Annotated in this window: 25 protein-coding genes, 1 tRNA gene and 1 riboswitch; of the genes, 11 read left to right on the top strand and 15 right to left on the bottom strand. The window is 48.9% G+C overall.

Annotation, left to right across the window (positions count from 1 at the left end; translation table 11 throughout):
- Positions 1 to 114: 114 nt before the first annotated feature.
- Positions 115 to 1,254, bottom strand: a complete 1,140-nt coding sequence (locus A0U42_RS02420) for an MFS transporter (RefSeq protein WP_065359725.1) — start codon at positions 1,252 to 1,254, stop codon at positions 115 to 117.
- Between the two features lie 277 nt (positions 1,255 to 1,531).
- A riboswitch (SAM riboswitch) is annotated at positions 1,532 to 1,631 on the top strand.
- 85 nt (positions 1,632 to 1,716) lie between these two features.
- Between A0U42_RS02420 and A0U42_RS02425 the strand changes: the two genes are divergently transcribed.
- From A0U42_RS02425 to A0U42_RS02435, 3 genes are all read left to right on the top strand, one after another.
- On the top strand, positions 1,717 to 2,541 hold the full coding sequence (locus A0U42_RS02425; protein WP_044502889.1) for a MetQ/NlpA family ABC transporter substrate-binding protein: 825 nt from the start codon (positions 1,717 to 1,719) through the stop codon (positions 2,539 to 2,541).
- Between the two features lie 133 nt (positions 2,542 to 2,674).
- A complete protein-coding gene (locus A0U42_RS02430; RefSeq protein ID WP_065359726.1) occupies positions 2,675 to 3,343 on the top strand; it encodes a 3'-5' exonuclease in 669 nt (222 codons plus the stop codon).
- Positions 3,344 to 3,397: 54 nt separating this feature from the next.
- Entirely contained in the window at positions 3,398 to 4,000 is a 603-nt protein-coding gene (locus tag A0U42_RS02435; RefSeq protein ID WP_065359727.1) for a hypothetical protein, read from the top strand.
- Between the two features lie 20 nt (positions 4,001 to 4,020).
- On the opposite strand, the gene A0U42_RS02440 is transcribed toward A0U42_RS02435, so the two are convergent.
- Positions 4,021 to 4,539: a Gx transporter family protein gene (locus A0U42_RS02440; protein WP_065359728.1), complete on the bottom strand. Its 519-nt coding sequence runs from the start codon at positions 4,537 to 4,539 to the stop codon at positions 4,021 to 4,023.
- 9 nt (positions 4,540 to 4,548) lie between these two features.
- On the bottom strand, positions 4,549 to 4,947 hold the full coding sequence (locus A0U42_RS02445; RefSeq protein ID WP_044502893.1) for a NusG domain II-containing protein: 399 nt from the start codon (positions 4,945 to 4,947) through the stop codon (positions 4,549 to 4,551).
- 34 nt (positions 4,948 to 4,981) lie between these two features.
- Here A0U42_RS02445 and A0U42_RS02450 point away from each other — a divergent pair, with 34 nt between their 5' ends.
- On the top strand, positions 4,982 to 5,632 hold the full coding sequence (locus tag A0U42_RS02450; RefSeq protein WP_065359729.1) for a tetratricopeptide repeat protein: 651 nt from the start codon (positions 4,982 to 4,984) through the stop codon (positions 5,630 to 5,632).
- Here the strand turns inward: A0U42_RS02450 and gmhA are convergent, their stop codons facing one another.
- The 4 genes from gmhA to A0U42_RS02470 form a co-directional block, all read right to left on the bottom strand.
- Positions 5,633 to 6,190: a D-sedoheptulose 7-phosphate isomerase gene (gene gmhA, locus A0U42_RS02455; protein WP_065359730.1), complete on the bottom strand. Its 558-nt coding sequence runs from the start codon at positions 6,188 to 6,190 to the stop codon at positions 5,633 to 5,635.
- 8 nt (positions 6,191 to 6,198) lie between these two features.
- Positions 6,199 to 6,765 (bottom strand): carbonic anhydrase, encoded by a 567-nt coding sequence (locus A0U42_RS02460; RefSeq protein WP_044502896.1) that lies wholly within the window; start codon positions 6,763 to 6,765, stop codon positions 6,199 to 6,201.
- 12 nt (positions 6,766 to 6,777) lie between these two features.
- Positions 6,778 to 8,136: an NAD(P)-dependent oxidoreductase gene (locus A0U42_RS02465; protein ID WP_065359731.1), complete on the bottom strand. Its 1,359-nt coding sequence runs from the start codon at positions 8,134 to 8,136 to the stop codon at positions 6,778 to 6,780.
- 68 nt (positions 8,137 to 8,204) lie between these two features.
- Positions 8,205 to 8,281, bottom strand: a tRNA-Arg gene (locus tag A0U42_RS02470).
- A gap of 196 nt (positions 8,282 to 8,477) precedes the next feature.
- Here A0U42_RS02470 and murQ point away from each other — a divergent pair.
- Genes murQ through A0U42_RS02495 form a run of 5 tightly spaced genes read left to right on the top strand, consistent with a single transcriptional unit; the run spans position 8,478 to position 13,969 of the window.
- Positions 8,478 to 9,392 carry an N-acetylmuramic acid 6-phosphate etherase gene (gene murQ / locus A0U42_RS02475; protein ID WP_044502898.1) on the top strand — a complete coding sequence of 305 codons (915 nt, stop codon included), beginning with the start codon at positions 8,478 to 8,480 and terminating at the stop codon, positions 9,390 to 9,392.
- Positions 9,379 to 10,758 (top strand): PTS transporter subunit EIIC, encoded by a 1,380-nt coding sequence (locus tag A0U42_RS02480; protein ID WP_065359732.1) that lies wholly within the window; start codon positions 9,379 to 9,381, stop codon positions 10,756 to 10,758. Before murQ ends, A0U42_RS02480 begins: the two co-directional genes overlap by 14 nt.
- Positions 10,759 to 11,841, top strand: coding sequence for a DUF871 domain-containing protein (locus A0U42_RS02485; protein WP_065359733.1), 1,083 nt, complete (start codon positions 10,759 to 10,761; stop codon positions 11,839 to 11,841). It abuts the gene before it with no gap.
- Between the two features lie 47 nt (positions 11,842 to 11,888).
- On the top strand, positions 11,889 to 12,818 hold the full coding sequence (locus A0U42_RS02490; protein WP_065359734.1) for an NYN domain-containing protein: 930 nt from the start codon (positions 11,889 to 11,891) through the stop codon (positions 12,816 to 12,818).
- Positions 12,819 to 12,847: 29 nt separating this feature from the next.
- Positions 12,848 to 13,969, top strand: coding sequence for a hypothetical protein (locus tag A0U42_RS02495; RefSeq protein ID WP_065359735.1), 1,122 nt, complete (start codon positions 12,848 to 12,850; stop codon positions 13,967 to 13,969).
- 136 nt (positions 13,970 to 14,105) lie between these two features.
- Here A0U42_RS02495 and A0U42_RS02500 read toward each other — a convergent pair whose 3' ends face one another.
- The 5 genes from A0U42_RS02500 to A0U42_RS02520 are packed head-to-tail and all read right to left on the bottom strand — an operon-like array spanning position 14,106 to position 18,716.
- Positions 14,106 to 15,134: a 2-keto-3-deoxygluconate permease gene (locus A0U42_RS02500; RefSeq protein ID WP_083122187.1), complete on the bottom strand. Its 1,029-nt coding sequence runs from the start codon at positions 15,132 to 15,134 to the stop codon at positions 14,106 to 14,108.
- Positions 15,115 to 15,792, bottom strand: coding sequence for an RraA family protein (locus A0U42_RS02505; protein ID WP_065359736.1), 678 nt, complete (start codon positions 15,790 to 15,792; stop codon positions 15,115 to 15,117). The genes A0U42_RS02500 and A0U42_RS02505 overlap by 20 nt, the downstream gene beginning before the upstream one ends.
- Before the next feature lie 23 nt (positions 15,793 to 15,815).
- Positions 15,816 to 17,066, bottom strand: a complete 1,251-nt coding sequence (locus A0U42_RS02510; protein WP_065359737.1) for a 3-isopropylmalate dehydratase large subunit — start codon at positions 17,064 to 17,066, stop codon at positions 15,816 to 15,818.
- A gap of 10 nt (positions 17,067 to 17,076) precedes the next feature.
- The gene (locus tag A0U42_RS02515; protein WP_065359738.1) at positions 17,077 to 17,571 is read right to left on the bottom strand and encodes a 3-isopropylmalate dehydratase; all 495 of its coding nucleotides are present in this window, start codon (positions 17,569 to 17,571) and stop codon (positions 17,077 to 17,079) included.
- 26 nt (positions 17,572 to 17,597) lie between these two features.
- Positions 17,598 to 18,716 (bottom strand): aconitase family protein, encoded by a 1,119-nt coding sequence (locus A0U42_RS02520; protein ID WP_065359739.1) that lies wholly within the window; start codon positions 18,714 to 18,716, stop codon positions 17,598 to 17,600.
- Positions 18,717 to 18,874: 158 nt separating this feature from the next.
- Between A0U42_RS02520 and A0U42_RS02525 the strand changes: the two genes are divergently transcribed.
- On the top strand, positions 18,875 to 20,749 hold the full coding sequence (locus A0U42_RS02525) for a PrpR N-terminal domain-containing protein (protein WP_065359740.1): 1,875 nt from the start codon (positions 18,875 to 18,877) through the stop codon (positions 20,747 to 20,749).
- Positions 20,750 to 20,869: 120 nt separating this feature from the next.
- Here the strand turns inward: A0U42_RS02525 and A0U42_RS02530 are convergent, their stop codons facing one another.
- The 3 genes from A0U42_RS02530 to A0U42_RS02540 all read right to left on the bottom strand — a co-directional run bounded on the left by A0U42_RS02530 (position 20,870) and on the right by A0U42_RS02540 (position 22,548).
- A complete protein-coding gene (locus A0U42_RS02530) occupies positions 20,870 to 21,196 on the bottom strand; it encodes a helix-turn-helix transcriptional regulator (protein ID WP_044502903.1) in 327 nt (108 codons plus the stop codon).
- A 103-nt stretch (positions 21,197 to 21,299) separates the two neighbouring features.
- Entirely contained in the window at positions 21,300 to 21,494 is a 195-nt protein-coding gene (locus tag A0U42_RS02535) for a type II toxin-antitoxin system RelB/DinJ family antitoxin (protein WP_065359741.1), read from the bottom strand.
- Positions 21,487 to 22,548 carry a nicotinate-nucleotide--dimethylbenzimidazole phosphoribosyltransferase gene (locus tag A0U42_RS02540; protein ID WP_065359751.1) on the bottom strand — a complete coding sequence of 354 codons (1,062 nt, stop codon included), beginning with the start codon at positions 22,546 to 22,548 and terminating at the stop codon, positions 21,487 to 21,489. The genes A0U42_RS02535 and A0U42_RS02540 overlap by 8 nt, the downstream gene beginning before the upstream one ends.
- 253 nt (positions 22,549 to 22,801) lie before the next feature.
- Between A0U42_RS02540 and A0U42_RS02545 the strand changes: the two genes are divergently transcribed.
- Entirely contained in the window at positions 22,802 to 23,818 is a 1,017-nt protein-coding gene (locus A0U42_RS02545) for a LacI family DNA-binding transcriptional regulator (RefSeq protein WP_044502905.1), read from the top strand.
- Positions 23,819 to 23,880 lie beyond the last annotated feature (62 nt).

Genomic DNA, 23,880 nt, shown 5'->3' on the forward strand with positions numbered 1-23,880 from the left:
CGAAGGGTATCTTAAATCCGGGAAAAGTCATCGACGCATAAAAAACTAAGGCCTTATGAGAGATTGCTCATAAGGCCTTAGTTTTTTTGTGCCCCATCGTTCCGGCAGCAGCGATTATTCTTTTACGATTTTTAAGGAAATGGCCGCCATGACGACCAAGAGGACCGTGACCAGGCTGAAAGACGCGTACAGCGAATAGGTCCGGCCGATAAAGCCGAGGAGGGCCGGCGCCAAAAGGATGCCGGCGTAGCCGATGGTACTGACCGACGAGACGGCATCAGAAATAGGCATGACTTTCTGCCGCCCTAAGAGGGAATAGAAAATAGGTACCGTATTGGCCGTACCGAGACCGATTAAAATGAAGGACAGGAAGAGCAGCCAACCTTCGCTGATCGTCAAGAGTCCGATAAATCCAAAAAAGGCAACGGGCAGGGACAGGGCAAGAAGGCGCCGCGGTCCCCAATGCATGGTCAGCGTATCCCCTGCCAGGCGGGTAATGAAGGACGAAGCCGTAAACAAGGTCAGCCCCAAGCCCGACCGGGAGATATCGATGCCCTTTTCAAGGGTCATGAAGACGCCGCTCCAGTCATCGATAGCGCCTTCGACGAGAAAGGCAATCATACAAATAAGGCCGATGACGGCGATTTGGCCCTTGGGCCGTATGAAGTGCGGCCGTTCTTGTGCGGCCTGGCGTTCATTGTGCAAGTGCGGCCCGAAAAAGAAAACGCAGGCCATGATGACGGCCGAACTGGCAAAGGCTACGCCCTGCCAGGGAAGGTGGAATTGGAGCAAAAAGGCAAAGAAGGCGGCGCCCATGAAATTGCCCAGAGACCACATGGCCTGCAGGCCCGACATGATGCGCGTACGAACTTTGCGTTCGATAAAGATGCCGTTGATATTGACGACGACATCCATGAGGCCTAAAGAAGCGCCGAGGCAGACCGCCGTCAGGACAGCCAGCCCATAGGCCGGCATGTAGCACAAGAGATTCAAAAAGGCAGCGATGCACAAGCCGGCGATGGTCAAGGAACGACGGCAGCCGAGACGGGCCGCAATGGTACCGGCCAGCATCATCATGATCAAGGCCCCGAGGCCGATTCCCAGCAAGAGAAAGCCCAAGTGGTCGGCCGGTATCGCCAGGTGCCGTTTCAAGAAAGGAATGAGCGACGCCCACGTCGTAAAGCCGAAACCGCCGATAAAGTAAAAGGCTTTTGCCGAATAAATCTGCCAATGTAAATCCCGTTCAAACTGCATGTTTTATCACCTCGAAGCTATGTGCGCAAAAAAAGCCGGATAAAAAACCACAACAGACCTGACTGCCCTTACGTCGACCTGCAAATATACGGACTTGCAGGACCTCCGGACAATGGCTGCTGCGACATCTTATCCAGCCTGATACAATACGGGTATAAAGCCCTCCGATGAGTAGGTTCATTATAACATGAGACAAAAAAATTCTCAAGAAAAGCAAAAAAGGACTTGACAGTGTATTCTCTCAATGGTACTATATACACCATCAACAACACATTGTCTTTCATCAAGAGCAGCCGAGGGAATGGCCCGATGACGCTGCGGCAACCCCCAATCGGGATAGGTGCCAAGTCCAGCGGTATATTACCGGCAGATGAACGAATCGCAATCCGAGCCGTCATCTGAATGACGGCTTTTCTTTTTGAGCGACAACTTCCATTTACTTTCAGAAAGGATATGATTTACATGAAAATAACGGTAAAAAAAGTCTTTGCAGCCCTCCTCATCGCCACGGCCTGCCTGGCTGTCGCCGGCTGCGGATCCTCCAGCGATTCCGCTGCCTCCGGTGACAAGAAAGAAATCAAAGTCGGCGTCACCGCCGGTCCCCATGCAGAAGTCATGGAAGAAGTCGCCAAAGAAGCTGCCAAACAAGGCCTCGACATCAAAGTCGTCGAATTCAACGACTACGTCCAGCCCAACAAGGCCCTGGCCGACGGAGACCTCGATATGAACTCCATGCAGCACCAGCCGTACCTCGATAACGTCGTTAAGAAACAGGGCTTAAAGCTCGTTTCCATCGGCAAGACGATTATCCTGCCCATGGCCGTTTATTCCCATAAATATAAAGATCTCAAAGACGTCGCCGACGGCGCCAAGGTAACGATTCCGAACGACCCGACCAACGGTGCCCGGGCCTTGCTCCTGCTCCAGCAGGCCGGCCTGATTACTTTGAAGAACGGCAACTCCGTAGACGCTTCGGTAACGGACATTACGGCCAATCCGAAAAATCTCCAGTTCGTCGAACTCGATGCCGCTCAGATTCCCCGTTCTCTCGATGACACGGACCTGGCCTGCGTCAACACCAACTACGCCATTCCGGCCGGTCTGAACCCGCAGAAGGATTCCCTCCTCGTTGAATCGAAGGACTCGCCGTATGCCAACGTACTCGTCGTTCGCCAAGGCGATGAAAACAACGAAACCTACAAAAAGGTCCTCGCTATTTATCAGTCTGCCCCGATTAAACAGTTCATCGACGAACACTTCCAAGGAACGATTCTCCCGGCATTCTAAGCCATCGCTTCTAAAAGACAGTCTTCAAAAAAGATAGACACTACAAGGCCTCGTGCATAATATCTTCTGCACGAGGCCTTTTTATTATGGTATAATAAAAATTATCATCATGAATCAGAAAGGAGCCTGACCTATGAAAGCAGTATTCGTCGACTTCGAGATGAACCCCATCGGGCGCGACCAAAAAGAAGCACGCCGAACGTGTAAGGGCGAAATCATCGAAATCGGTGCCGTCAAGATAGACGAAGAAGGCAATGAAATCTCTGCCTATAAAGAATACGTCATGCCGGAATACACGACGACCATGAATCAGACTTGCCAAGAATTGACGGGCATTACGATGGAAATGTTAAAGGGAAAGCCCCATTTCACCGAAGCCTTCGATCACTTTCTCACCTGGTGCAATGAAGGCTGTCCCAACGATTACGAGATGTATGCCTGGAGCGAAAACGACTGGCGTCAGCTCGACAGCGAACTCCGTCTCAAAATTACCAATGCTAAAGAAGATGAACGCGTCCGCTGGATGCTCGAACACTGGCAGAATTTTCAACAGATTTACTGCAATCTGCTGGGGCTCGACAACGTCATATCCCTGGATAAAGCAGTCAGCACCCTTGGCGAAACCTTCGACGGCCAAATGCACGACGCCTTGTGGGATGCCCGCAACACTTCAAAACTATATGTATTATCCAAGAAGAGCGATGAATTCCGCCACATCATGCAGCCTATCATCGACGCTACTAAAGTCACCGGCCCCCTCACCTTTTCACTGGCCGATGCCTTCCGTGAAGCCCGTAAATAAGCGGTTTGAAGAAAAACGGATATCGCCTTCTGTCTACATTCTGCGAGGTATTTTATGATTCACACGCGAATTCGATTTCTGATTCTGATCGTACTGCTGCCCATTTTGGCCCTTACCTTGACGGCCTGCTATACCATCACCTTAAAAGAAAAACGTGTCGACGGCCTCGGTTCGGCTATTTCCATAAAATTACCGGGCAACCTGCAAAGCTTCGACCTGCCCATTCCCGTAAGTCCCGCCGCCAAGCCTTATTATGAAGGCAGTCGCCTCTACGGTGAAAACGATGCCGGTCTTTACATCGCCGTTTACACCAACCGTGTCGACGTCCGAAAAATGGCCGATGACCTCCACCTGAAACAAGAAGACGCCGTCCGACAGAACCTTGCCCAGACGGTCGATACGACAACACAGGCGGTCTTAGCCAAAATCGGAGCCGAAAACGTTTCAACCACGCAAGAAGAACGGACGCTGGACGGAAAACCCGCCGTAGTCCGCAACGCAACCTTTACCTACGAAAAAAGATCCATGCGGGCGCGCCTCCTTGGATTTTCAGACGGGCCTGTGACCTGGATTGTCGTCGTGGCCTGTGATGAAAATAAGGATGATAAGATAAAATTAGCTGACGAAATCATAGACTCCGTCAGCTTACAGCCCTAAGGCCATCATATCCGATATAATTATTCCTGCATCCTTTTATAGATTGGCAGTTTCTTCAAATGCCTCAGGGTAAATACCGAGGTAATGCCGATGAGAAGCCCCGTTCCCGCTCCGGCTACGGCCAGAACCGGCAGGTACAGCATGATTTTAAGGTTGGCCACGACCAGCGAGGCAACGAGGACCTGCCCGAGATTATGGAAGATGCCGCCGGCCATGCTGACGCCGAGAATCGAAAACTTCCCGGCTCCCTTGAGAAGGAGCATGACGCCTAAACTGAGGACAGCACCGGCCACGCTGTAAAAGAATGCGTTAATCCCACCGCCAAAAGCGGCCGCTAAGAGGACGCGAACGAAGAGAATAAGGCAGACATCCCGTTTTCGCGGCAGGGAGTACATGGCGATGACCGTAATCAAATTGGCCAGCCCCAGCTTAGCCCCCGGCGCAATAAAAGGAACGGGAAGCATGCCTTCGACGATATATAGGACTAAGGATTGAGCGATAAACAGGCTCAACATGATGATGCGAAACGTTTTTTTCATAAGCCACCTCTAATGGGCCGGAATGACATCCGGTTCGCCGCCCCCGGCAGACTTGACTTCGATCAGCAGCTTATGAGGCAGGCAAACGACGGTTGCCCCGGGACGGCTGATAAAGCCCTCGCCGATACAGATTTTATCCGGGCAGTCCGCTTCGACGATGCCAATGGTATCATCTTTGACGACGACCAGATTATAGCCGTGGTCCGTCTTGATAGGAATCGTCTCCGTTCCCTGATGACCTGACAAGGGGACTTCTTTATATATTTTGCCGTCGACTTGAATGACAGCATACGTATCGTGAACAGCCGCATCATTCCCGGTCATGTAAAAGATACCCTCCGGAATAAGGGATAAGACGAGGAGGACGGCAACGAGGAGAATATCCCATTTATTAATGATTTGTTTCATATGTTTTCCAGACTGACGAATAGGAGAAATAACGATGAATAAAAAATACGCAGCAATCCTGCTCCTAGCCGCAGCCGCCGTGTGGACCAGCGGGTGCAGCCCCCAGCCGATATCATCGCAGCAGGCAAAGCCCATACAGGCCACGAAAGCCCCTTCTGCCCCGGCCATCAAGACCGATTCTAAAGCCGCCAGCGACGAAGGGATTAAAAACTATCAGGCTGGAGACTATGACAAAGCCCTTCTCGACTTCGACAAAGCCCTTTCCCTTGACGCCGACAACTATCAGGCTCTCAGCAACAAAGGCGTTACCCTGGCCATGCGCGGCAATGAAACGGGAAATAAAAAGGACGTTGAGCAAGGCATTGCCCTTATAGAGCAAGCCCTGCAGTTAGCCCCAAAAGATATGGCCTCTTTGTATAACATGGCCCTGGCCTGTAAAATCGACGGCCAGTACGATAAGGCCATTACGTACTTTAAAAATGTCATCGCAGCCGACCCGGGAAACACTTGGAGTTATTACGGCATTGCGACAATTTACGGCGACCTGGGAAAAGCAGACCAAGCCCTGCCTTATTTAAAACAAGCCATCGACCTCGGCGGTGAATCCGTAAAGGAGGCTGCCCGGACCCAGAGTCATTTCGATAAAATCAGAGACAACAAGCAGTTCCAAAGCGTCGTCCGTTAATTACATATCTTCTTCAGCGATTTCACAAAGAATATGGCCGATCATGATATGCATTTCTTGAGCCCGTGCCGTTACCTTAGCCGGAATGGCCAGGCAGATGTCGCAGACATCTTTCATCTTACCGCCGCCATAGGCCGTCATGCCGATAACCGTAAGGCCCCTCGCACGGGCTTCTTCAATGGCTTCGAGAACGTTGCCGCTGTTGCCGGACGTCGAAATGCCAATCAGGATATCTCCTTTTTCACCAAGGGCATGGACCTGACGCCGGAATACCGTATCAAAGCCGTAGTCATTTCCGACGGCCGTCAAGATCGACGTGTCGACGGTCAGGGCGATAGCCGGGAAGGCCGGCCGTTCTTTCTGAAAACGACCGACGATTTCAGCAGCCAGGTGCTGCGAGTCGGCGGCGCTGCCGCCATTGCCGCAAAAGAGGATTTTGTGGCCTGAAGCCAGGGCTTCTTTAATGAGAGCCCCGGCTTTTTCAATATCGGGAATTAATGCTTTCGTCGCTTCTAAGACAGCGGCGTGTTCTTCCATTCTTTGGGTTACTAAACTCATAAAACCTCCTATTTCCGGTCTTCTCCATCGTCAACAACACGGATTTCGCCCGTATGAGGATGGATGACCATTCCATAAATCGTAAGGGATTTCGGTAAGTAGGGATTTGCCCGCAGTCGGCGCACCGTATCACAGACCGACGTATCGACGTCCGTAACCGGGTCGGCCCACTGCTTAAGCTGCGGTCGGATAGCGTCAATGGCCGTTTCATCGATACCTTCTTCCACCATGTGGCGGCACAGGCTGTCGGCCGTCGTATGGAGCATGCCGCAGTCATCATGACCCATGACGATGATTTCATGGACATGGAGTTCGTAAACGGCAACCATCAGACTGCCGATGACACTGTCGAAGTCTTCAAAGGCCGTATTGCCGGCGACTTTGATGATTTTGGCATCACCGCGGACGAGGCCCATAGCCGGTTCCAAAAAATTTAAAAGGCGTGTGTCCATACAAGTCAACACAGCCAGGTGGCGGCGCGGATATTTGCTGACGTCGTCGAAACCTCCTTGTGACAAGGACTGTTTAACAAACTTTTCATTCGTATTAAGAATCTGACGAATCAACTCACTCATCCTATTTGCCCCCTAAGCTTTTACAGCTTCCATTACTTTTTTAGCCTTTAAATACTGGTCGATGCCCTCTGCCGCTTTTCGTCCTTCGCGCATAGCTAAAACGACGGTCTGCGGTTTGTGGACGATATCACCGGCAGCAAAGACGCCTTCCTTGCTGGTCATGCCGTACGGCGTATCCTTGACGGCGATATAGCCGTCGTCATTGGAAGAAATGCCGAAGGACTTGATGACCGGAAGTTCCGGCTTATTACCGATAGCTGCGATGATCTTATTGGCCGGTACGACCCCGAATTCTCCCGTCGGCACCATGGTAGCGTCTTCGAGAATCTGCTGCCGTTCATAACGAAGACCTTCAACACGGCCTTCTCCAAGGACAGCCTTCGGTGCCGAATAAAATTGGAAGCGGACACCGTCGGCTTTCGCTTCTTCATATTCAGACGGCAGGCATTTCATATTTCGTTCCGCCCGGCGGTAAACGATGGTAACGTCGGCGCCGAGACGAAGGGACGTGCGGGCCGCATCAATGGCCACATTGCCGGCACCGATGACGATGACCTTGTCGCCTGCCCGGACGGGCAGGTTTTCCGGGTCAAATTCGCCGTCCTGAGCCAGTTGTACTTGACGCAGGAACGGTTCTGCTTCGACGATACCTTCCACATCTTCATTGTCAACGCCGAGGTTCCAGCCATCCATCGTGCCGACAGCGATAAAGACGGCATCAAAGGACGATTTCAATTCGTCAAGGCTCTTATCGGTGCCGATTTTAACACCGTATTCGATGGTAACGCCCATGTCGGTCAGTACCCGGGCTTCTCGCTGCAAGAGCTCTTTATGAAGGCGAAAAGTCGGGATACCGTAGGTCATGGTACCGCCCGGATGAGACGCGGCTTCATAGATGGTAACATCGTAGTCGCGCTTAGCCAGTTCACGAGCCGCTGCCATACCGGCAGGACCGCAGCCGATGACAGCAACGTTTCCGGCTGTTTTCTTGCTGACCGGCTGATCCATAAATTTCCCTTCCAGGGCCATGTCTGCTGCAAAGCGTTCGAGCTTTCCGATTTCAACGGGCTGACCTTTTTTGCCGAGGATGCAGTGGCCTTCGCACTGCTTTTCTCTCGGACAGATACGGCCGCAAATGGCCGGCAAATCACTGCGGTTATAAATATGCGCAGCAGCTGCGCCAAAATCCCCCAAGGTCAACGCATGGATGAATTGCGGAATTTCATTTTCAATCGGACAGCCCTTGCGGCACTGAGGAACTTTGCAGTTGAGGCAGCGTTTGGCTTCAGCAATCGCCTCCGGCAGCGTAAAATCGGCATCGTGCATGACTTCTTCATGGAAAGAAGCAACTCGGTCCTTCATATCAGACATGAGGAAACCCACCTTTCCGGTAATAGTATTATGGATTAATAGTAAGTATATAATTTACAAATAAAAAATGGTGCGCCCAAGATGACTCGAACATCCGACACGCAGTTTAGGAAACTGCTGCTCTATCCAGCTGAGCTATGGGCGCACATGACACACAGGCCTGCTGCATGCAGATTAATAATACCATGAAACAGCAAAAAAATAAAGGCATGCCTTCCGAAAAAAAGCCCTATTGCAACTACTGTCAACACTCTCTATAATTAGATATATAGAGACCTTTCCTGAAAGAGCCGCCAAGACAGCTCTTCATCACCGAGGAAAGAGGGTAAGAAAGGAATACTATGATTGAATTAGAATCACTGGCAACGGAACAGCGAAATCCTCACAGTCAACAGATCGACCGGCTTTCGACGGAGGCCATGCTGCACGTCATCAATGATGAAGACCATAAAGTTGCCGAAGCCATAAAGGAAATCATCCCGGCCATTGCCCGTGCCGTCGACGTCATTTCTGACCGGCTGCGTCAGGGCGGCCGTCTTTTCTATGTCGGATCGGGCACGTCAGGCCGATTGGGAATCCTCGATGCCGTCGAATGTCCGCCAACCTACAGCACAGATCCCGAACAGATTCAAGGCCTTATCGCCGGCGGCTATGATGCCATTTTCCGAGCTAAAGAAGGGGCGGAGGATTCGTCGGACCTCGGGCAGGCCGATTTGAGAGAAAAAAAGCTTACCGCCCGCGACGTCGTCGTCGGCCTCAGCGCCTCCGGCAGAACGCCTTATGTCGTCGGCGCCCTGACCTATGCCAAAAGTATCGGCGCCGCTGCCATTGCCATTGACTGCTCGCCAAACTCCCCCATCGGGGCCTGTGCCGATATCGACCTCTGTGCCGTCGTCGGCCCGGAAGTCGTCACCGGCTCGACGCGGATGAAGGCCGGAACGGCTCAAAAAATGATTGCCAATATGCTGTCGACCGGTTCCATGATCCGTTTAGGAAAAGTATACGGTAATCTCATGGTCGACGTAAAATCATCCAACAAGAAGCTCGAAGAACGGGCCCGGCGCATCGTCATGACCGCCACCGGCTGCAGCCGAAAGGATGCCATCGACGCCTTGACAGAAAGTAACGGCCATGCCAAAACAGCTATCGTCATGGTACTCCTCGGCCTATCTGCCGCAGAAGCAGACGCCAAATTAGCAGCAGCGAAGGGCTACGTCGCTGCCGTAATCAGGGAGGCTTCCCATGGATTACGATAAACTGGCCAGGGATATCTACGCCATCACCGGACCTGCCGAAAATATCCAAAAAGCCTACAACTGCATGACCCGCCTGCGCCTGACCGTAACGGACGAGCATTTCACCAAAGAAGACCTGGCGAAACTTCCCGGCGTCATGGGCGTAAACCGTTCGGGCGACGAATGGCAGATCATCGTCGGCCCCGGAAAGGCGACGAAACTCTATCAGGCTTTTGCAAAAATCGTCGATGATGACAGTAACAGCAAGCCATCGGCCAAAAAGCCTGCAGAAGGAAGTCCGCAAAGCCCCTTTGACGGCAAAGCCCTGCACGAAGAAATCCGACAGAAAAATGCGACCCCGGCCAAACAGGCCTTAAAGAAAATCGCCCACATCTTCGTACCCATCATTCCGGCCTTTATTGCCTGCGGTCTGATTACGGGCCTGCTCAATATCGCCGTGAAGGTCGACCCGACCCTGGCCGCCGGGCCCTTATTTCAAATGCTGGCCATTGCCGGCAACGCCGCCTTTTTCGGACTGAATATCTTCGTCGGCATCAACGCTGCCAAGGAATTCGGCGGCTCCCCCATGTTAGGCGGCGTCATGGCTGCCGTCCTCAGTCATCCCGGTCTGGCACAGATTACGCTCTTCGGGGATAATCTCGTTCCCGGCCGGGGCGGCATCATCGCCGTCCTCTTGGTTGTCTTCTTTTCATCATGGCTTGAAAAGAAACTCCATCGCATCGTTCCGGATATGGTCGACCTCTTTGTCACGCCCTTAGCCGTCGTCGTCATCTCGACCTTCATGGCCCTCTTTATCTGTCAGCCCTTGGGCGGCTATTTATCCGAAGCCATCGGCTACGCCGCCACAAAGTCCATCGGAAGCGGAGGTGCCTTGACAGGCTTTATTTTAGGCGGGACCTTTTTGCCCATGGTCATGGTCGGGATTCACCAAGGGCTGACCCCGATTCACGCGGAATTATTGTCCCGCTACGGCGTAACCATCCTGCTGCCGATTTTGGCCATGGCCGGCGGCGGTCAGGTCGGAGCCTCTCTGGCCGTCTATCTGAAAACCAAAAACAAAGGGTTGAAAAAGACCATTGCCTCGGCCCTCCCGGTCGGCCTCATGGGCATCGGCGAACCCCTCATCTACGGCGTCACACTCCCCTTAGGGCGCCCCTTCATCGGGGCCTGCATCGGTGGTGCTGTCGGCGGAGCCGTCCAGGCAGCCTATATGGTAGGCGCTGCCACAATTGGTATTTCCGGCCTGCCCCTGGCTGCCGGAACAGACAACATCCCCATGTATCTCTTAGGCCTCTTGGCAGCCTATGCGGCAGGCTTCATAGCTACATATCTGCTGGGTTTTGATGATCCAAAGGAGGATGAATAAATGGACACAGGCATTTCGATCTACCCCGGCCTCCGGGGCAGCATCCGAGAAAAAACGGGACTTATTGAAGAAGCGGCAGCCTTAGGCATTCACCGTCTGTTCACCTCTTTCCATATTCCTGAAACGGATGCCGCAGCCTTTCATCGAGAACTGGATGCCGTCTTGGCATCAGCCCGCGAAAATAGCATGGACGTCGTCGCCGACATCTCTCCGGCCTCGGCAGCCCTCTTAGGAATGAACCGTGTTGAACCGGTAAAACTTGCCAAGCTCGGCATTACGACCGTTCGCTTCGACGACGGCTTCGATGTCGAAAAAATAGCCCTCTACAGTCAGGTCATCCAGGTACAACTCAATGCCTCGACCTTGACGGAAGACAGCTTGAAAGAGCTACAAAAAAAAGGAGCTCGCTTGGAAGCCGTCGACGGACTGCACAACTTCTACCCCAGGCCGCACACAGGCCTTGACCGCGATTATTTCATCGCCCAGACGAACATGCTCCAATCCTACGGGCTTTCCGTAGGTGCCTTCATTGCCAGCAGTGAAGGACGCCGAGCCCCCTTATCAGAAGGACTGCCGACCCTCGAAGAACATCGCCGTCAGCCCGTCAGTCTGGCCGCCCGCCATCTGGCCGCCTTAGGACTGCAGTCGGTCTTCATCGGCGACGACCGGCCTTCCCTTACGGAGCTTCGCGAACTGTCCCGCGCCGGCCGGGAAGAAACAGGTGTCGTCGTCCTAAAAGCCCGTTTCTTAATCCGCGACCCCTATGTGCAGGACCTCCTGTCCCATACCTTTACGTCCCGCCCCGACCCGTCACGCGACGTCGTCCGCGCCGGCAACAGCCGAAGCCATTTAGACGGCCGCATCGTCGAACCGGACAGTGCCGGATTCCGCAGTCTTCGCCGCGGCGACATCACCATTGACAATGTCGATTTTCTGCGCTACATGGGCGAAGTGCAGATTGTAAAACGAGAACTTGAGCCGGAAGAACGGACTAATATAGCTGCGAAAATTCTGCCTGAAGAAGAATTTCTCATCGACACCATTACACCGGGTCGGAAATTTCGCTTTGAATTTATCCGCTAAGGCCATATGTATTGATGAAACGTAATGAAAACAGAGGTAAAACAACTATGAATCAAGAAATGAAACTCGCCGTTCTCATCGACGCCGAAAATATTTCCAGTAAATATATCGACGTCATCCTTTCGGAAGCCAATAACCTTGGCAACGTCGTCTACAAACGAATTTACGGCAACTGGACGACGCCGCAGATGGCTTCATGGCGCAACACGATTCTCGACAACGCCATCCAGCCCATCCAGCAGTACAGCAATACGATCCGCAAAAATTCATCGGACTCGGCCCTCATCATCGACACCATGGATTTATTGTACCAGAGCAATCTCGACGGATTTTGCATCGTATCATCGGACAGTGACTTCACCCGTTTGGCATCGCGCCTTCGGGAATCGCAAAAGTACGTATTAGGCATGGGCGAAAGCAAGACGCCCCGCTCCTTTATCTCAGCCTGCAACAAGTTTCTCTACCTCGACGTCCTTTGGGAAGAAGCCGAAGAACACGATGCTGACGATATCGAACAGGCCGAACATGAAGAAACAGCCCCGGAAGCGGATGCTGCAAAGCCGGAAAAAGCTGAAGCTGAAACTCATCCTGTGGAAACCCAGCCCAATGAAACGGAAAGCGAACATACTCCGGCTCCGTCAGAACAGACTCCTTCTTCCGGCAAGACGCCCGGAAAAGACTTCTCAACCATCCGCCAGGCCCTCATCAAACTGACCGAAGAAAACTCCGACGACAACGGCTGGATTTTCTCCGGAACCTTGGGGAATCTCCTGAGCAAACAGTTCTCCGACTTCGACGTCCGCAACTTCGGGTACAAGAAATTCGTTCCCTTCATCGAATCGTTGAATCTCTTTGAAGTCAATACGTTTACGGACGAAAAAAACCGCACCGTAAAACACAACTACTTCAAGCTTAAACAGACACCAAAGCGGCAGCGCCGCACCTTCCGCCCGTACTATAAACAACGCGGCCACTAAGAACGCTTCACTTACGGAGGTTGCCCGTCATGAACAGCAATACCCAAAAGGCGCTGGAATCCCTGCGGCGGCGAGAAATCAATTCATCGATCGCCATTGCCGCAGATCTGGCAAACGACAATCCAAATAGTATTTGCCGGCTGGCCTTGGCCTGGATTAGTGACGGGAACGTCCATGGCATTTCATATCTCATCAAGCCCCGCGAAGGGCCCGTTGAAACCCGTCATGTAACCGAAGCCAGGCTGAAAGACAGTAAACCCTTCGATGCCGTCTGGGATGAAGAGATATCGGTCCTCATCGGAGATGCCTTCCTATCGGCCTACCATTCAGAAGCATTATTCACATCTATCAAGGCCAGCTACGAAGCGTCCGGACGCAAATGGCCCATCCATGACGTCTATATCCGGGACCTGCAGTTCCTGGCTGCGACCTATATTCCTAATTTGGCCAACGACTCCTTGACCTCCATCCTCCATCGCATGGACATCGCCGTCGACATGGACAGCGCCATCAGTCGGGCCATGGCCTGTATCTGCGGACTGAGCTGGCTCGAAGAACGCTATCCCATTTCAACGTACGGCATGCCCTTGTCATCGGTCATGGCCGGAGCCCTGCGGCCCCGCACGGAAGTTCTCGAACAAGCAGACCCGGATGGAGAAGAAGCCGAAGAAGAGAAGGGAAAATACAGCAAATGGAGTCATTATACGAATATCCTCCTCTTGCCCTTCGTCATCCTCTGTCTGGTCCTCACCATTCACTACATTCATCGCCAGCGTGAGGCCAATCAGTCGAACGTCAACTTTTCCCAGTATTCCCAAGACGGCGTCCCAGACATGAGCGATGCAGAAAAAGAAGCTCAGCCCAAAGAGCATCGCCTGCCATCCAGCAGCGGCCGTTACCTCATGATGCGCGGGACCTATGTCATCCCCGATAAAGAGACGATTCCCGTCTTTCTAAAAGCCAGCCGCAACCGCGACATGGAAACGATCCGCGCCCTCGTCCGCTCCGATAAAATCCTGATTTTCGCCAAGCCGACGCGAATCCAGATTACCGAGGACAAAGCCTACGACGGATTCATTCCCATCAAAATACTGGAAGGCGACTATGCCAATCAACAGGGCTTTGCCGCCGAAAATATGATTACAAAGTAAAAGACAACGTACCTTGCGCGCTATTACTTAGCCTATAAGTCTATATTACCCATTATAACGACCTGAACGTGAAGAAGGACTTCAAATTCAAAATGAACTCGAAGTCCTTCTTATTTTTATCCTATTCCTTCATTTCTTACTTTTTCACAGAAAGCCCTATTGTTACTTTAGCAACAGACCTGTCATCCGCTTCATAAGTCTGATTATATCGCGGAGCACCCCACTTTTTAAGGGCCCAAGAGGAAAGCATCGGGCAGAGAATAGCCGTCACAATGACTGCCGCAGCGACTTGAACCGAAGCAACAGCTGCCGCTTCTTCCATTCCAGGAACGACCCCTGCAACAATAGTAGGAGTTGCAACAGCACTGCCTGCAACAGAAGCTAAGGAAGCTCCGGCATAGCCCGGACGACGCAAGATTAATTTATCTAGACCAACCAGAATTATACCCCCAGCAATAAAGGCTACCAGCCCGAGAACAATACCACTTATGCCTCCCTTGAAAAGCATCATCAAGTTCAATGAGGCACCTACAGAAATACCCACAAGAGGAATAAGAACTTTAGTGCCGCCTTTAAAATAGGAACGAGTCCCTGGATAGAGATTACCTAAAGCAATTCCCAACAACATCGGAAAAATAGTTGCAAAAAGCGAGTGTATCGGAATAGAACTAGCTCCAGATGCACCAAGAGCAATCATCGTGAGGAAGGGACCATCCTTTAAGGAAAGGAGACTATACGCCCCCATATCCTGATCATCACCATATTCCCCAACGATAGCAAGATAAATAGACCCATTAGAACTAAGCAATGCAGTAAAGACGGCTAATGTTGAAATTCCCAATAAGCCAGCCTGACCAAAAATAAGGGAAAAAAGTGTTCCAACAGCATACCCCACAAAAAATTTTCCCAGAAGTAAGATTCCCCCCCGCTTCAACGCTTCCGGTGCTTCATTCATTTTTAGCTGTGTCCCCGCAAAGAAAAGTACAGCCGCTGTCAATGGCACTACTGCCGATTTAGCAAAAATAGCGGTCGTTAAGCTACCTATTTTTACAAAATCGGGAAATATCGTATTAAAAATAATGGATAGGAACATCGGAATAATCATTGCTGCTGCAGGAATCTTTTTAAAGAGCATACAGGGGATATCATGCCAAATACGTTTCATCTTTTATTTCTCCTTTCATATCAACATCGGTACGTTTCTGATTGTCACCACATGCTTTTGTTAAAAACTCTTCAAGTAACGCTACATCAGTGACAACTTCTCTTAACTTCCACAAATCCTTTTTCTCTTTAGCTTTTGCTTTAGCCAATACTTTTTCTTTTTCTAACTGTGGAACAATGACAACACCATCAGCATCACCATAGACAAAATCACCTGGATGTACCGCTACACCACCACAATTAACGGTCTGCTGAACTTTACTTAAATAATTAATAGCCGGGCTAGAGGGAACTGCTCCTTTCGAAAAAACAGGAAAATCCTTAGCAAAGATAGCTTGAGTATCTCGAATACAACCGTCAACAATAATTCCGGCCAACCCCCGAGTCTGAGCAATTGTCACGATAACTTCTCCAAGGAATGCTGCCTCCATCGTACCTTGAGCAGCAATAACTAAAACATCGCCTGGACGAGCATCCCGTAAAGCCCGAAAAACAGCAGCGCAATCAGCATCTACAATTTGTACTGTATAGGCAGGGCCAACTACTCGCGCAGTTATTTTTAAAGGCTTAATATCAGCCCTCATTGTCTGTAATCCCTTCATAGCATCGGAAAGAGATGTAGATGAAATATCTTTCCATTCATGTATATCGAAGTTCATGATTCACTCCTTGCTAATCCCGATCATAAATCCTCGGGATTTGTCAAATATCCATTAACAGCTGTCGCCGCAGCAACGGCTGGGCTACTCAAATAAGTTTGTGATTCCGGACTACCAAGCCGCCCAAGAAAATTCCTATTATTAGTTCCTAATAATACTTCGCCTGGAGCTAAAAGACCTCCACTGCGACCTTCACAGAGTGAGCAATACGGATGTGTAACCATAGCCCCAGCATCGACAAGCGTAGTAATATATCCCCGTTTAAGTGCCTCTTTAAAAATCGAACGCGATGCGGGGGTAACAAGTAATTCAACAGCCGGAGCAATTTTACGACCTTTTAAAATTTTAGCAGCAATTGCCAGATCCTGAAGACGCCCATTCGTGCAAGAACCAATAAAGACTTTATCAACCTTCATTCCTGATAATTCAGAAAGCGGCTTTACATTATCCACAAAAGGATGTGCTGCAATATAAGGAACAAACTCTTCCGCCTTATAAGTTAATACTCTTTCATAAACTGCATCGTCATCAAATTTCAACCAAGACACTTGCTTATAATCAATACCACTATAAGCGCAGGTTTCCCTTGTAGGTGCAAACAATCCGACTTTAGCTCCGCATTCAACAGCCATATTGGCAATCGTTAACCGTTCATCAACTGACATGGCATCAATGGTAGAACCACAAAATTCCAAAGATTTATAAGTCCCACCATCCGCTGTTAGGTCTCCTAAGATACGCAATGCAATATCTTTTGAGTAAACTCCCTCCGGTAAATCACCGTCAATTTTTATTTTGATGGCACTTGGAACACGAATCCACATTTCTCCGGTTCCTAGGACTGCCGCCATTTCAGTATAGCCAATCCCTGTGGCAAAGGCACTGACACCACCATACGTCGTTGTGTGAGAATCAGTAACAAAAATCACTTCACCCGGTTTAGCATACCCTAATTCCGGCATGAGTTGATGACAAATTCCATCGGCAATATGAACCCTTTTCGCCCCAAATTCTTCCGCAAATCGGCGACCATATTTCATATGATCACTATCTAAAGGAAGACAGGGCGGAATAAGATGATCAAACATAATAACAACCTTATCTGGATCCCAGGTTTTCCTAAAGCCCATTTCAACAAATTTCCGATATACATTGGTCGTATAAATATCGTGAAACATAACACAATCAGGATGAGTAATAACGATATCGCCCGGTTGACATGTCGTTACACCCGTATTGTGCATGAGAATTTTTTCAGCTAATGTATGCCCCATAACTTTCCTCCTATAAAATTCCATTTTCTTTCTGCATGCTCTTAACAAGACCACCATCTTCAATCAGTTTGAAAAGATTTTCTGGAATTTGCGGAATCGGAAACGTTTGATCATTACAACGTATACAGCGATTAATTTCAACCTCCACAACATCGCCTTCTTGACAATGATCTGCTAACGTCGGAGACTCAATAAGCAAGAGCCCATTGTTAATCGCATTACGAAAGAAAATCCTAGCAAATGATTTAGCAATAATACACTTAATTTTTAACGCACTCAAAGCTTCTGGGGCTTGCTCCCGTGATGAACCACATCCAAAATTGTTCCCAGCCACAATAATATCGCCTGGCTGGATAGCCTGGGCCAGCTCTGGTCTCAGCGGCTCAAAAGCATGTGTTTTAATATCTTCCATAGAATCAAGCGTCAGCCATTGTGTTGGCATAATGATATCTGTATCAATATCATCACCAAGTTTCCAAATAATTCCAGTGAAGTGTGTTTCCATTGCATTCCCTCCTTCATAAATCCAACTTACAGATATCCAGTTATGGCACACTTAGCCGCCGTTATGGGCGAGACCAAATACACCTTCGAATCTTTGTCTCCCGAGCACCCCGGATACTGATAAGAACCAGTGGAAACAAGCACTTCTCCCGCATCAAGAATCCCTTGTGCCTTGCCCCAACAAACACTGCAACCTTGATTCATAACGACGGCACCGCTATCAATAAATATGTCAATCAGCCCCTCTTGTATTGCCTGTCTATAAACAGTACTGGTCGCTGGCGCTACAATAACATGCAGTTTCGACGAGACACGTTTGCCCTTTAATATGATTGCTGCCGCACGCAAATCTTCTATTTTTCCGCCTCGACAACCACCAATAAAAATTTCATTTACAGCAATCTGTGGCTGTATCGGCGCAATCGCCAATTTATAATCTGAATCTGGCAAGGCTACCACGTCTTCAACCTCGTTCAAAAAAAATTCCTGCGGAGTTACGAGTACTTCTTCTGTAAAAAACGCGCTAACTGTCCCTGCTTGTTCCATAAAGTGACAAAAATCAAATCGCGTTCCTACCGTCAAATCTTGTCGATCCATGAAAACGACTAGGCTATTCTCAAGATGCTTTTTCTTAATCCATTCACACAACATAAACGCGGCATCTTGTGTCGTCACATGAGGCTTAAGAGATCCTTTCAAGGCGATTGTCGTGATGCTCGGACTCGACATCACAAGTGTTCCTTCACATAAAACCTTGAATAAAGAAGTCACATCAAGAGTAAGTCCTAACGCACCGATTGCACCTAATCCGGCCATGTGGGCCCCTATACCTACAATGATTTGATTAGGTTGTACATATGTTTCTAGTAATCTTAAATATCCTATCCCTTGGCATTTTTCCAACCGAACATTTTTCTCAATAGCCCAATTAATAAGTTTTCGTTGTCTTTCTCCAACTTCAATAGAGCTATTAGGCGTATCATGATCAATAAAAACGATAACCTTTTCTGGTATTTTAGGGGTTAATGTCATCAACTGATTTACAGATTCCATCGATAAGGTATCATTTATGATTATATAATCTGGCATAAGTAAACATTGCGTTCCTTCTGAAGGCAGAAATCGTGCCAACAACGAATTTCCCATAGTAATCTCTCCTTTTTTGATACTTTCTGGCTTTGTTATCTCGATTATAACCCGCCTTATCCAACCTGCCAATTTGCAAAAATAACTCATCTAATTCTTGATATTTGTTTCAAAAAGAAGTATATTTTTTATATTGAAACAAATCTGGAGGAAAAATTATGATGAGTTCTACAACATCTTTTCGCATCTGTATTTTGGCATACAGTCGCGTTGCCAAAACAGCCCGAAAAGTCATTCAAGAACTACCCGATACGGGTGTAGAGTATATCGTCCTTGAATCAGGACTAGCCAACGAACAAGAAGACTGTGTTGCCGAAGCTCGTCGCCTCGGATGTGACGTTTTTATTGCAGGACCTGCCGGAACCGCCTTATTTTCCAGTCACTACCACGATCCCATTATTCCTTTTGAAGTTAGCGATTTAGATTATCTTAAAGCAATCCGGTCAGCACTGGATCAAGGCTATCAAAGAATTGGTCTCATGCGCTATCGCTATTCTCCATCGTTGCCATTAAAACTCTATTCGCAATTGCTCCGGGCAAGTCTAACCGAACTAATTTATGAAGAAATCCCACAACTTTATGAGATTGCTCAAAAAACGGACTGCGATATCCTGATTGGACCCGCAGCAGTTCAAGACGCCGCTGATGCAGTAGGTAAAGCATCTCTACTCGTTTATGCCGGAAAAGAAGCAATTCGAAATGCATGCATAAAGGCTAGTGAACTTATTAAGCAACTCTATGACAGCCAAAGAGCTCACCTTATTGCTGAATCTGTTTTAAATACTTCACAATTAGGGGTCATTATTACAGATTCAAACAATCATATCGAATTTTTCAATGACACTATGCAAAACTATACTGGTTTCCGCCAGGATCAAGTCATCAATCATCCCTTAACAGAGATTTTACCCAACTTGCAGTTAAAGCAGTTTTTAGATAGCGGTTACAATCAAACAGATAGTTTTCACCTTATCAACGCTACTATGATGCGCTGCGTTCTCCGACGCTTGACGGTAGGTAGACACGCTGGCGGCATACTCTTAACATTCCATCCAAATCCACATAACCGCAAAAAAGATAGAAAGCAACCATATTACACGGTTTCCCCTGTCTATAAATTAGAAAAAATCACGGCTCATTCCAAAGTCATGAAAAGCTTAGTCAGTTTATGCTATCAGTTATCCCCGATAGAATATGCAACAATGATACTCGGTCCCGAAGGAAGTGGTAGAGAAGAGTTGGCGCACTGCCTTCATAACGCATCAAAAAGAGCCAATAAGTTATGTCTCACACTAGATTGTGCAACGATAACAGACGACGAAGCCGTCAAAATTTTATACGGCTACAGTCATCAGAAGCAATCAACAGAAGGATTATTAGTTGCTGCCTCAGGGGGCAGCATTATAATCAAACACATTAATCTCGCCGGACCTCGTTTATTATCCATTTTGCGTGATACCTTGACCAAACGTCAATTTTTTCGTCCCGGGATGCCAAATCCCATGATACTAGACATTTGTTTCTATACAATTGCCACGGAAACAGAAGATTGCCACTTACCATCTGATCTTCGTTCCCTTTTATCGATTCTCATCTTGAAAATTCCTCCTTTAGCACAACGCCAAGAGGATGTAGAAGATTTATTCAAAAGCTACGTTCATCAACTCTTGCCACAAAAAAGAAGCCATCGCCTTGATTCAGATATGGCTCATCTATTAACTACTTATTCATGGCCGGGAAATGTTATTGAACTTCGAACAGTTAGTATCCGCTATGCCATCCGTATAAAAAATTCAACCAACAAAACCGCGTTATATCGCTATAACATGTTGCTGGAATCTATAGGTAAAGATATGCTAAAATCAGATATCTACACCCAACATCCGGCACTAAACCAACGGCCGGTTATAGATATTTCCGATTTTAAAGACGGCGTAGAAACACTACGTCAGATATTCCACTATACATATCAAGAGATCTCGAATGAACTCAAAATCAGTCGCACAACATTATGGCGAATATTGAAACAATAATGCACATAAACAAGAAAACATCTTCTAATTTCACGATCATCTTCGAACAAAAGAAAAGCGCCTGCTCACCAAGACCCAAAGGCCTTCGGGAGCAGACGCTCTTTTTTTAGAAATGGCGGTCTATAAATCTTGACCGATGAAACGGGATAGTTCCTGTAACGCTTGTTCGTTGCGGCGATAGTAAGTCCAGCGCCCAACGCGTTCTGTCGACAATAAGCCGGCACGCTGCAGCATATCCAAATAGTGAGAAATCGTCGATTGCGAAATCCCAGCTTTATCCTGAATAGAACCAACGCAGATGCCACCAGGGCAGTCGGCTGTATCTGGAGACAGATGAAGCTTTTTACCAGGAAAATGTTTTTCCGGATCTTTGAGCCAGATCAGGATATTTACCCGCGTTTCATTGGACAATGCCTTACACATTTCCATGAACTGCTTCTTATCCATCTGTATACATCTACCTTTCTAGATATTTAAAAATTACCTACTATTAGGATACGATGAAATAGCATTTTTGTCAATATATACGAGGAATATTTAAGTAAACAAATTAGAAAGCATCCCATTCGGCAAAACGCTCGTTCATCCGTTTTTTCTTCATCTTCCGCGTTTTTTCCTCAGACGCAGCAAATGGCATCCGTCCGACCTCAATGGTCCGCTTATAAAAAAGTTCTATCGCTTGTTCTTCTGTCAGGCCTAATCGGGCAAAGACAGCCCGGGCCCTTTCTCTCGTTACGTCATCCATGGTGCGCATCTCCTTGGCGTTTATCATATCGTTCCTGAGCTTCCTGATTGATGCCGTCTAAGGTGGCCATATGCCAAACGGCGTACATCATCGTCTTGAGCAGGATAACGCCCAAGACGGCCCCCGTCCCTTCTCCCAGGGAAAGGCCGGCCGTAAGAGGCACGTCATACTCGTCGATACCGCATAGGCGCAAGGCCTGAGCCATGCCGGGCTCCCTGGAAATATGAGAGGGCAGGGCATAATCCCGAACCCGAGAATCCATGGCAACGGCACAGGCCAGGGCCGTCGCCGTAATAAAGCCGTCGATATAAAAAGGGATTCTCTCATCGGCACAAGCCAGCATAGCGCCGCACAGGGCCGCCAGATCGAATCCGCCGACACAGCGCAGGGCAGCTTGCGGTGACGACAACTGCCCTTCATAGCGCTTCATGGCCTCGGCAATGACACGGCGCTTGTGAAACAGCAGCTTGTAATTTCCCCTGGCCGAACCGAACCCGGAAAGCCAGGTCATTTTTTTCGGCGATAAGGCCGTCAGCACCGCAGCCGACGTCGTCGTATTACCGATACCCATTTCCCCGAAGGACAAGAGATTGATCCCTTCGGCCTTAGCCTGCTGTACCTGTTCCCGACCGGCCGCCAGGGCCTGTTGAAGCTGAGCTTCACTCATAGCCGGTTCCTTGGAAAAATCCCGTGTCCCCCGGGCTATCTTGCGGTCGATGCCGACGGCATCTTCACTATCGATGCCGACGTCGATGACGGCGTAGGGAATCTGCTGACTGCGGCAAAAACAGGTCACGGCCGACGTTCCTTCTACCATGTGCCGGCTCTGCATATAGGTAATATCAGCTAATTGTGCGACGACACCGGAATGAACGACACCGTTGTCGGCCGCAAAAATAAGGTGCTTCGGCCGCAGCGCTTTATGAAACTGCCCCCAAGCCAGGAGCACCTGCTTGGCCTGTTTTTCTAAGGCCCCTAAACTTCCGGGGGGCTTCGCCAAATTGTCCACCTGATATAGAGCCTGCTTGCGATACTTATCTCTGTCTTCGGTCATATTCGTCCCCTTTTTACCCGTTTTTCTGATGATGCCTCTCATCACCGTTTCTTAAAAAGTCTCGGGCTTGTATGTTTTTTATTGTATCATGATTCGCAGAGATTGGCCACGACTGCTGATTTAATGCAAAAAATTGTATTAAAAAAAATTCTGACACAGACCCCAATGAATATTTGTCCATTCTGTAGCATATATTTCCTTGAAAAAACGTTTAAATTATGTCAAAATAAGCATAAGAGTGGAGGTGGCCATCGTGTCCACAATTAAAGATATTGCAAAAGCTGCCGGCGTTTCTATTGCTACCGTATCCATCGTCCTGAACGGAAAAGGACGGGAACGAAAAATTTCTCAGGAAACTCAACAGCGAATATACAAAATTGCACAAGATTTAAACTACGTTCCAAACCAATCGGCAAAGAAGCTTCGGTCAGCACAAAAGGACAGCTACGCCATTGCTTTCTACTGGGCAACAGACTTTCGTATCAACTACTTGGCCCGTATCACCCTCGGTATCCAAGAAGAAATCATGAAACAAAATAAAACAATTCATTTAACCGTTGTCCCATATAAAGTTGACCAGCTCCAAAAACAACTCGAAGCCATGCAGAATGAATTTTTCAACGGCATCATCATCGCTAACATGTCCAACAAGGACATGGATTATCTCAATTCCATCCATATTCCCTGCCCGGTGGTCCTGTTCAACAGGGAATCGGATAAATACAGCAGCGTCACCATGGACAACTATCAGATCGGCTGCAACGTCGCCCGTCATTTCCTCGACAAGGGCATTTTTGACGCCGGCGTCTTGACCCACGACACAACCTTCCCCATCATGCGTACCTGGATGCAGGGCTTCCTCGATACCTTTGCCCAAAACGGCCATCCGGTTCCGGAAGAAAACATCGTCCTTTGTGACACGGCTTCCGCCAGTGCTGTCGCCGCTACGAAAAAACTCTATGAAGAAAAACGGATGCCCCGGGCGATGTTCTGCGAATCGGACGTCCTGGCCCACGGCATGCTCTATGCCTGCCATGCCTTAGGCATCGCGATTCCGGAGGAAGTAGAAGTCTTCACCATCGGTATCAATATGGCTCAGCTCAATGACTATGCCATCCCATCCTTATCTCGTGTCGATATCCCCATGGGCGAAATCGGTCAGCACTGTCTGCATCTCATGGTCGACCTCATCGAAAAGAAAAAAGAAAATCCGACGGTTCAATTCGTCGAAGGCCGGGAAATTATCGGACAATCTTCACCGGCAGAATAAGTAATAATTCAATTTCTTTCCCTCCCCCTTATTTAGCAAAAGGAACGACCCCAAAAAGATTT

It is taken from the genome of Megasphaera sp. DISK 18, from assembly GCF_001682955.1.
GTDB lineage: Bacteria > Bacillota > Negativicutes > Veillonellales > Megasphaeraceae > Megasphaera > Megasphaera massiliensis.

Excerpts from the sequence above, each read along its gene's own strand:
- A0U42_RS02420 (WP_065359725.1), bottom strand. The coding sequence starts at position 1,254 with ATGCAGTTTGAACGGGATTTACATTGGCAGATTTATTCGGCAAAAGCC.
- A0U42_RS02425 (WP_044502889.1), top strand. The coding sequence starts at position 1,717 with ATGAAAATAACGGTAAAAAAAGTCTTTGCAGCCCTCCTCATCGCCACG.
- A0U42_RS02430 (WP_065359726.1), top strand. The coding sequence starts at position 2,675 with ATGAAAGCAGTATTCGTCGACTTCGAGATGAACCCCATCGGGCGCGAC.
- A0U42_RS02435 (WP_065359727.1), top strand. The coding sequence starts at position 3,398 with ATGATTCACACGCGAATTCGATTTCTGATTCTGATCGTACTGCTGCCC.
- A0U42_RS02440 (WP_065359728.1), bottom strand. The coding sequence starts at position 4,539 with ATGAAAAAAACGTTTCGCATCATCATGTTGAGCCTGTTTATCGCTCAA.
- A0U42_RS02445 (WP_044502893.1), bottom strand. The coding sequence starts at position 4,947 with ATGAAACAAATCATTAATAAATGGGATATTCTCCTCGTTGCCGTCCTC.
- A0U42_RS02450 (WP_065359729.1), top strand. The coding sequence starts at position 4,982 with ATGAATAAAAAATACGCAGCAATCCTGCTCCTAGCCGCAGCCGCCGTG.
- gmhA (WP_065359730.1), bottom strand. The coding sequence starts at position 6,190 with ATGAGTTTAGTAACCCAAAGAATGGAAGAACACGCCGCTGTCTTAGAA.
- A0U42_RS02460 (WP_044502896.1), bottom strand. The coding sequence starts at position 6,765 with ATGAGTGAGTTGATTCGTCAGATTCTTAATACGAATGAAAAGTTTGTT.
- A0U42_RS02465 (WP_065359731.1), bottom strand. The coding sequence starts at position 8,136 with ATGTCTGATATGAAGGACCGAGTTGCTTCTTTCCATGAAGAAGTCATG.
- murQ (WP_044502898.1), top strand. The coding sequence starts at position 8,478 with ATGATTGAATTAGAATCACTGGCAACGGAACAGCGAAATCCTCACAGT.
- A0U42_RS02480 (WP_065359732.1), top strand. The coding sequence starts at position 9,379 with ATGGATTACGATAAACTGGCCAGGGATATCTACGCCATCACCGGACCT.
- A0U42_RS02485 (WP_065359733.1), top strand. The coding sequence starts at position 10,759 with ATGGACACAGGCATTTCGATCTACCCCGGCCTCCGGGGCAGCATCCGA.
- A0U42_RS02490 (WP_065359734.1), top strand. The coding sequence starts at position 11,889 with ATGAATCAAGAAATGAAACTCGCCGTTCTCATCGACGCCGAAAATATT.
- A0U42_RS02495 (WP_065359735.1), top strand. The coding sequence starts at position 12,848 with ATGAACAGCAATACCCAAAAGGCGCTGGAATCCCTGCGGCGGCGAGAA.
- A0U42_RS02500 (WP_083122187.1), bottom strand. The coding sequence starts at position 15,134 with ATGAAACGTATTTGGCATGATATCCCCTGTATGCTCTTTAAAAAGATT.
- A0U42_RS02505 (WP_065359736.1), bottom strand. The coding sequence starts at position 15,792 with ATGAACTTCGATATACATGAATGGAAAGATATTTCATCTACATCTCTT.
- A0U42_RS02510 (WP_065359737.1), bottom strand. The coding sequence starts at position 17,066 with ATGGGGCATACATTAGCTGAAAAAATTCTCATGCACAATACGGGTGTA.
- A0U42_RS02515 (WP_065359738.1), bottom strand. The coding sequence starts at position 17,571 with ATGGAAACACACTTCACTGGAATTATTTGGAAACTTGGTGATGATATT.
- A0U42_RS02520 (WP_065359739.1), bottom strand. The coding sequence starts at position 18,716 with ATGGGAAATTCGTTGTTGGCACGATTTCTGCCTTCAGAAGGAACGCAA.
- A0U42_RS02525 (WP_065359740.1), top strand. The coding sequence starts at position 18,875 with ATGATGAGTTCTACAACATCTTTTCGCATCTGTATTTTGGCATACAGT.
- A0U42_RS02530 (WP_044502903.1), bottom strand. The coding sequence starts at position 21,196 with ATGGATAAGAAGCAGTTCATGGAAATGTGTAAGGCATTGTCCAATGAA.
- A0U42_RS02535 (WP_065359741.1), bottom strand. The coding sequence starts at position 21,494 with ATGGATGACGTAACGAGAGAAAGGGCCCGGGCTGTCTTTGCCCGATTA.
- A0U42_RS02540 (WP_065359751.1), bottom strand. The coding sequence starts at position 22,548 with ATGACCGAAGACAGAGATAAGTATCGCAAGCAGGCTCTATATCAGGTG.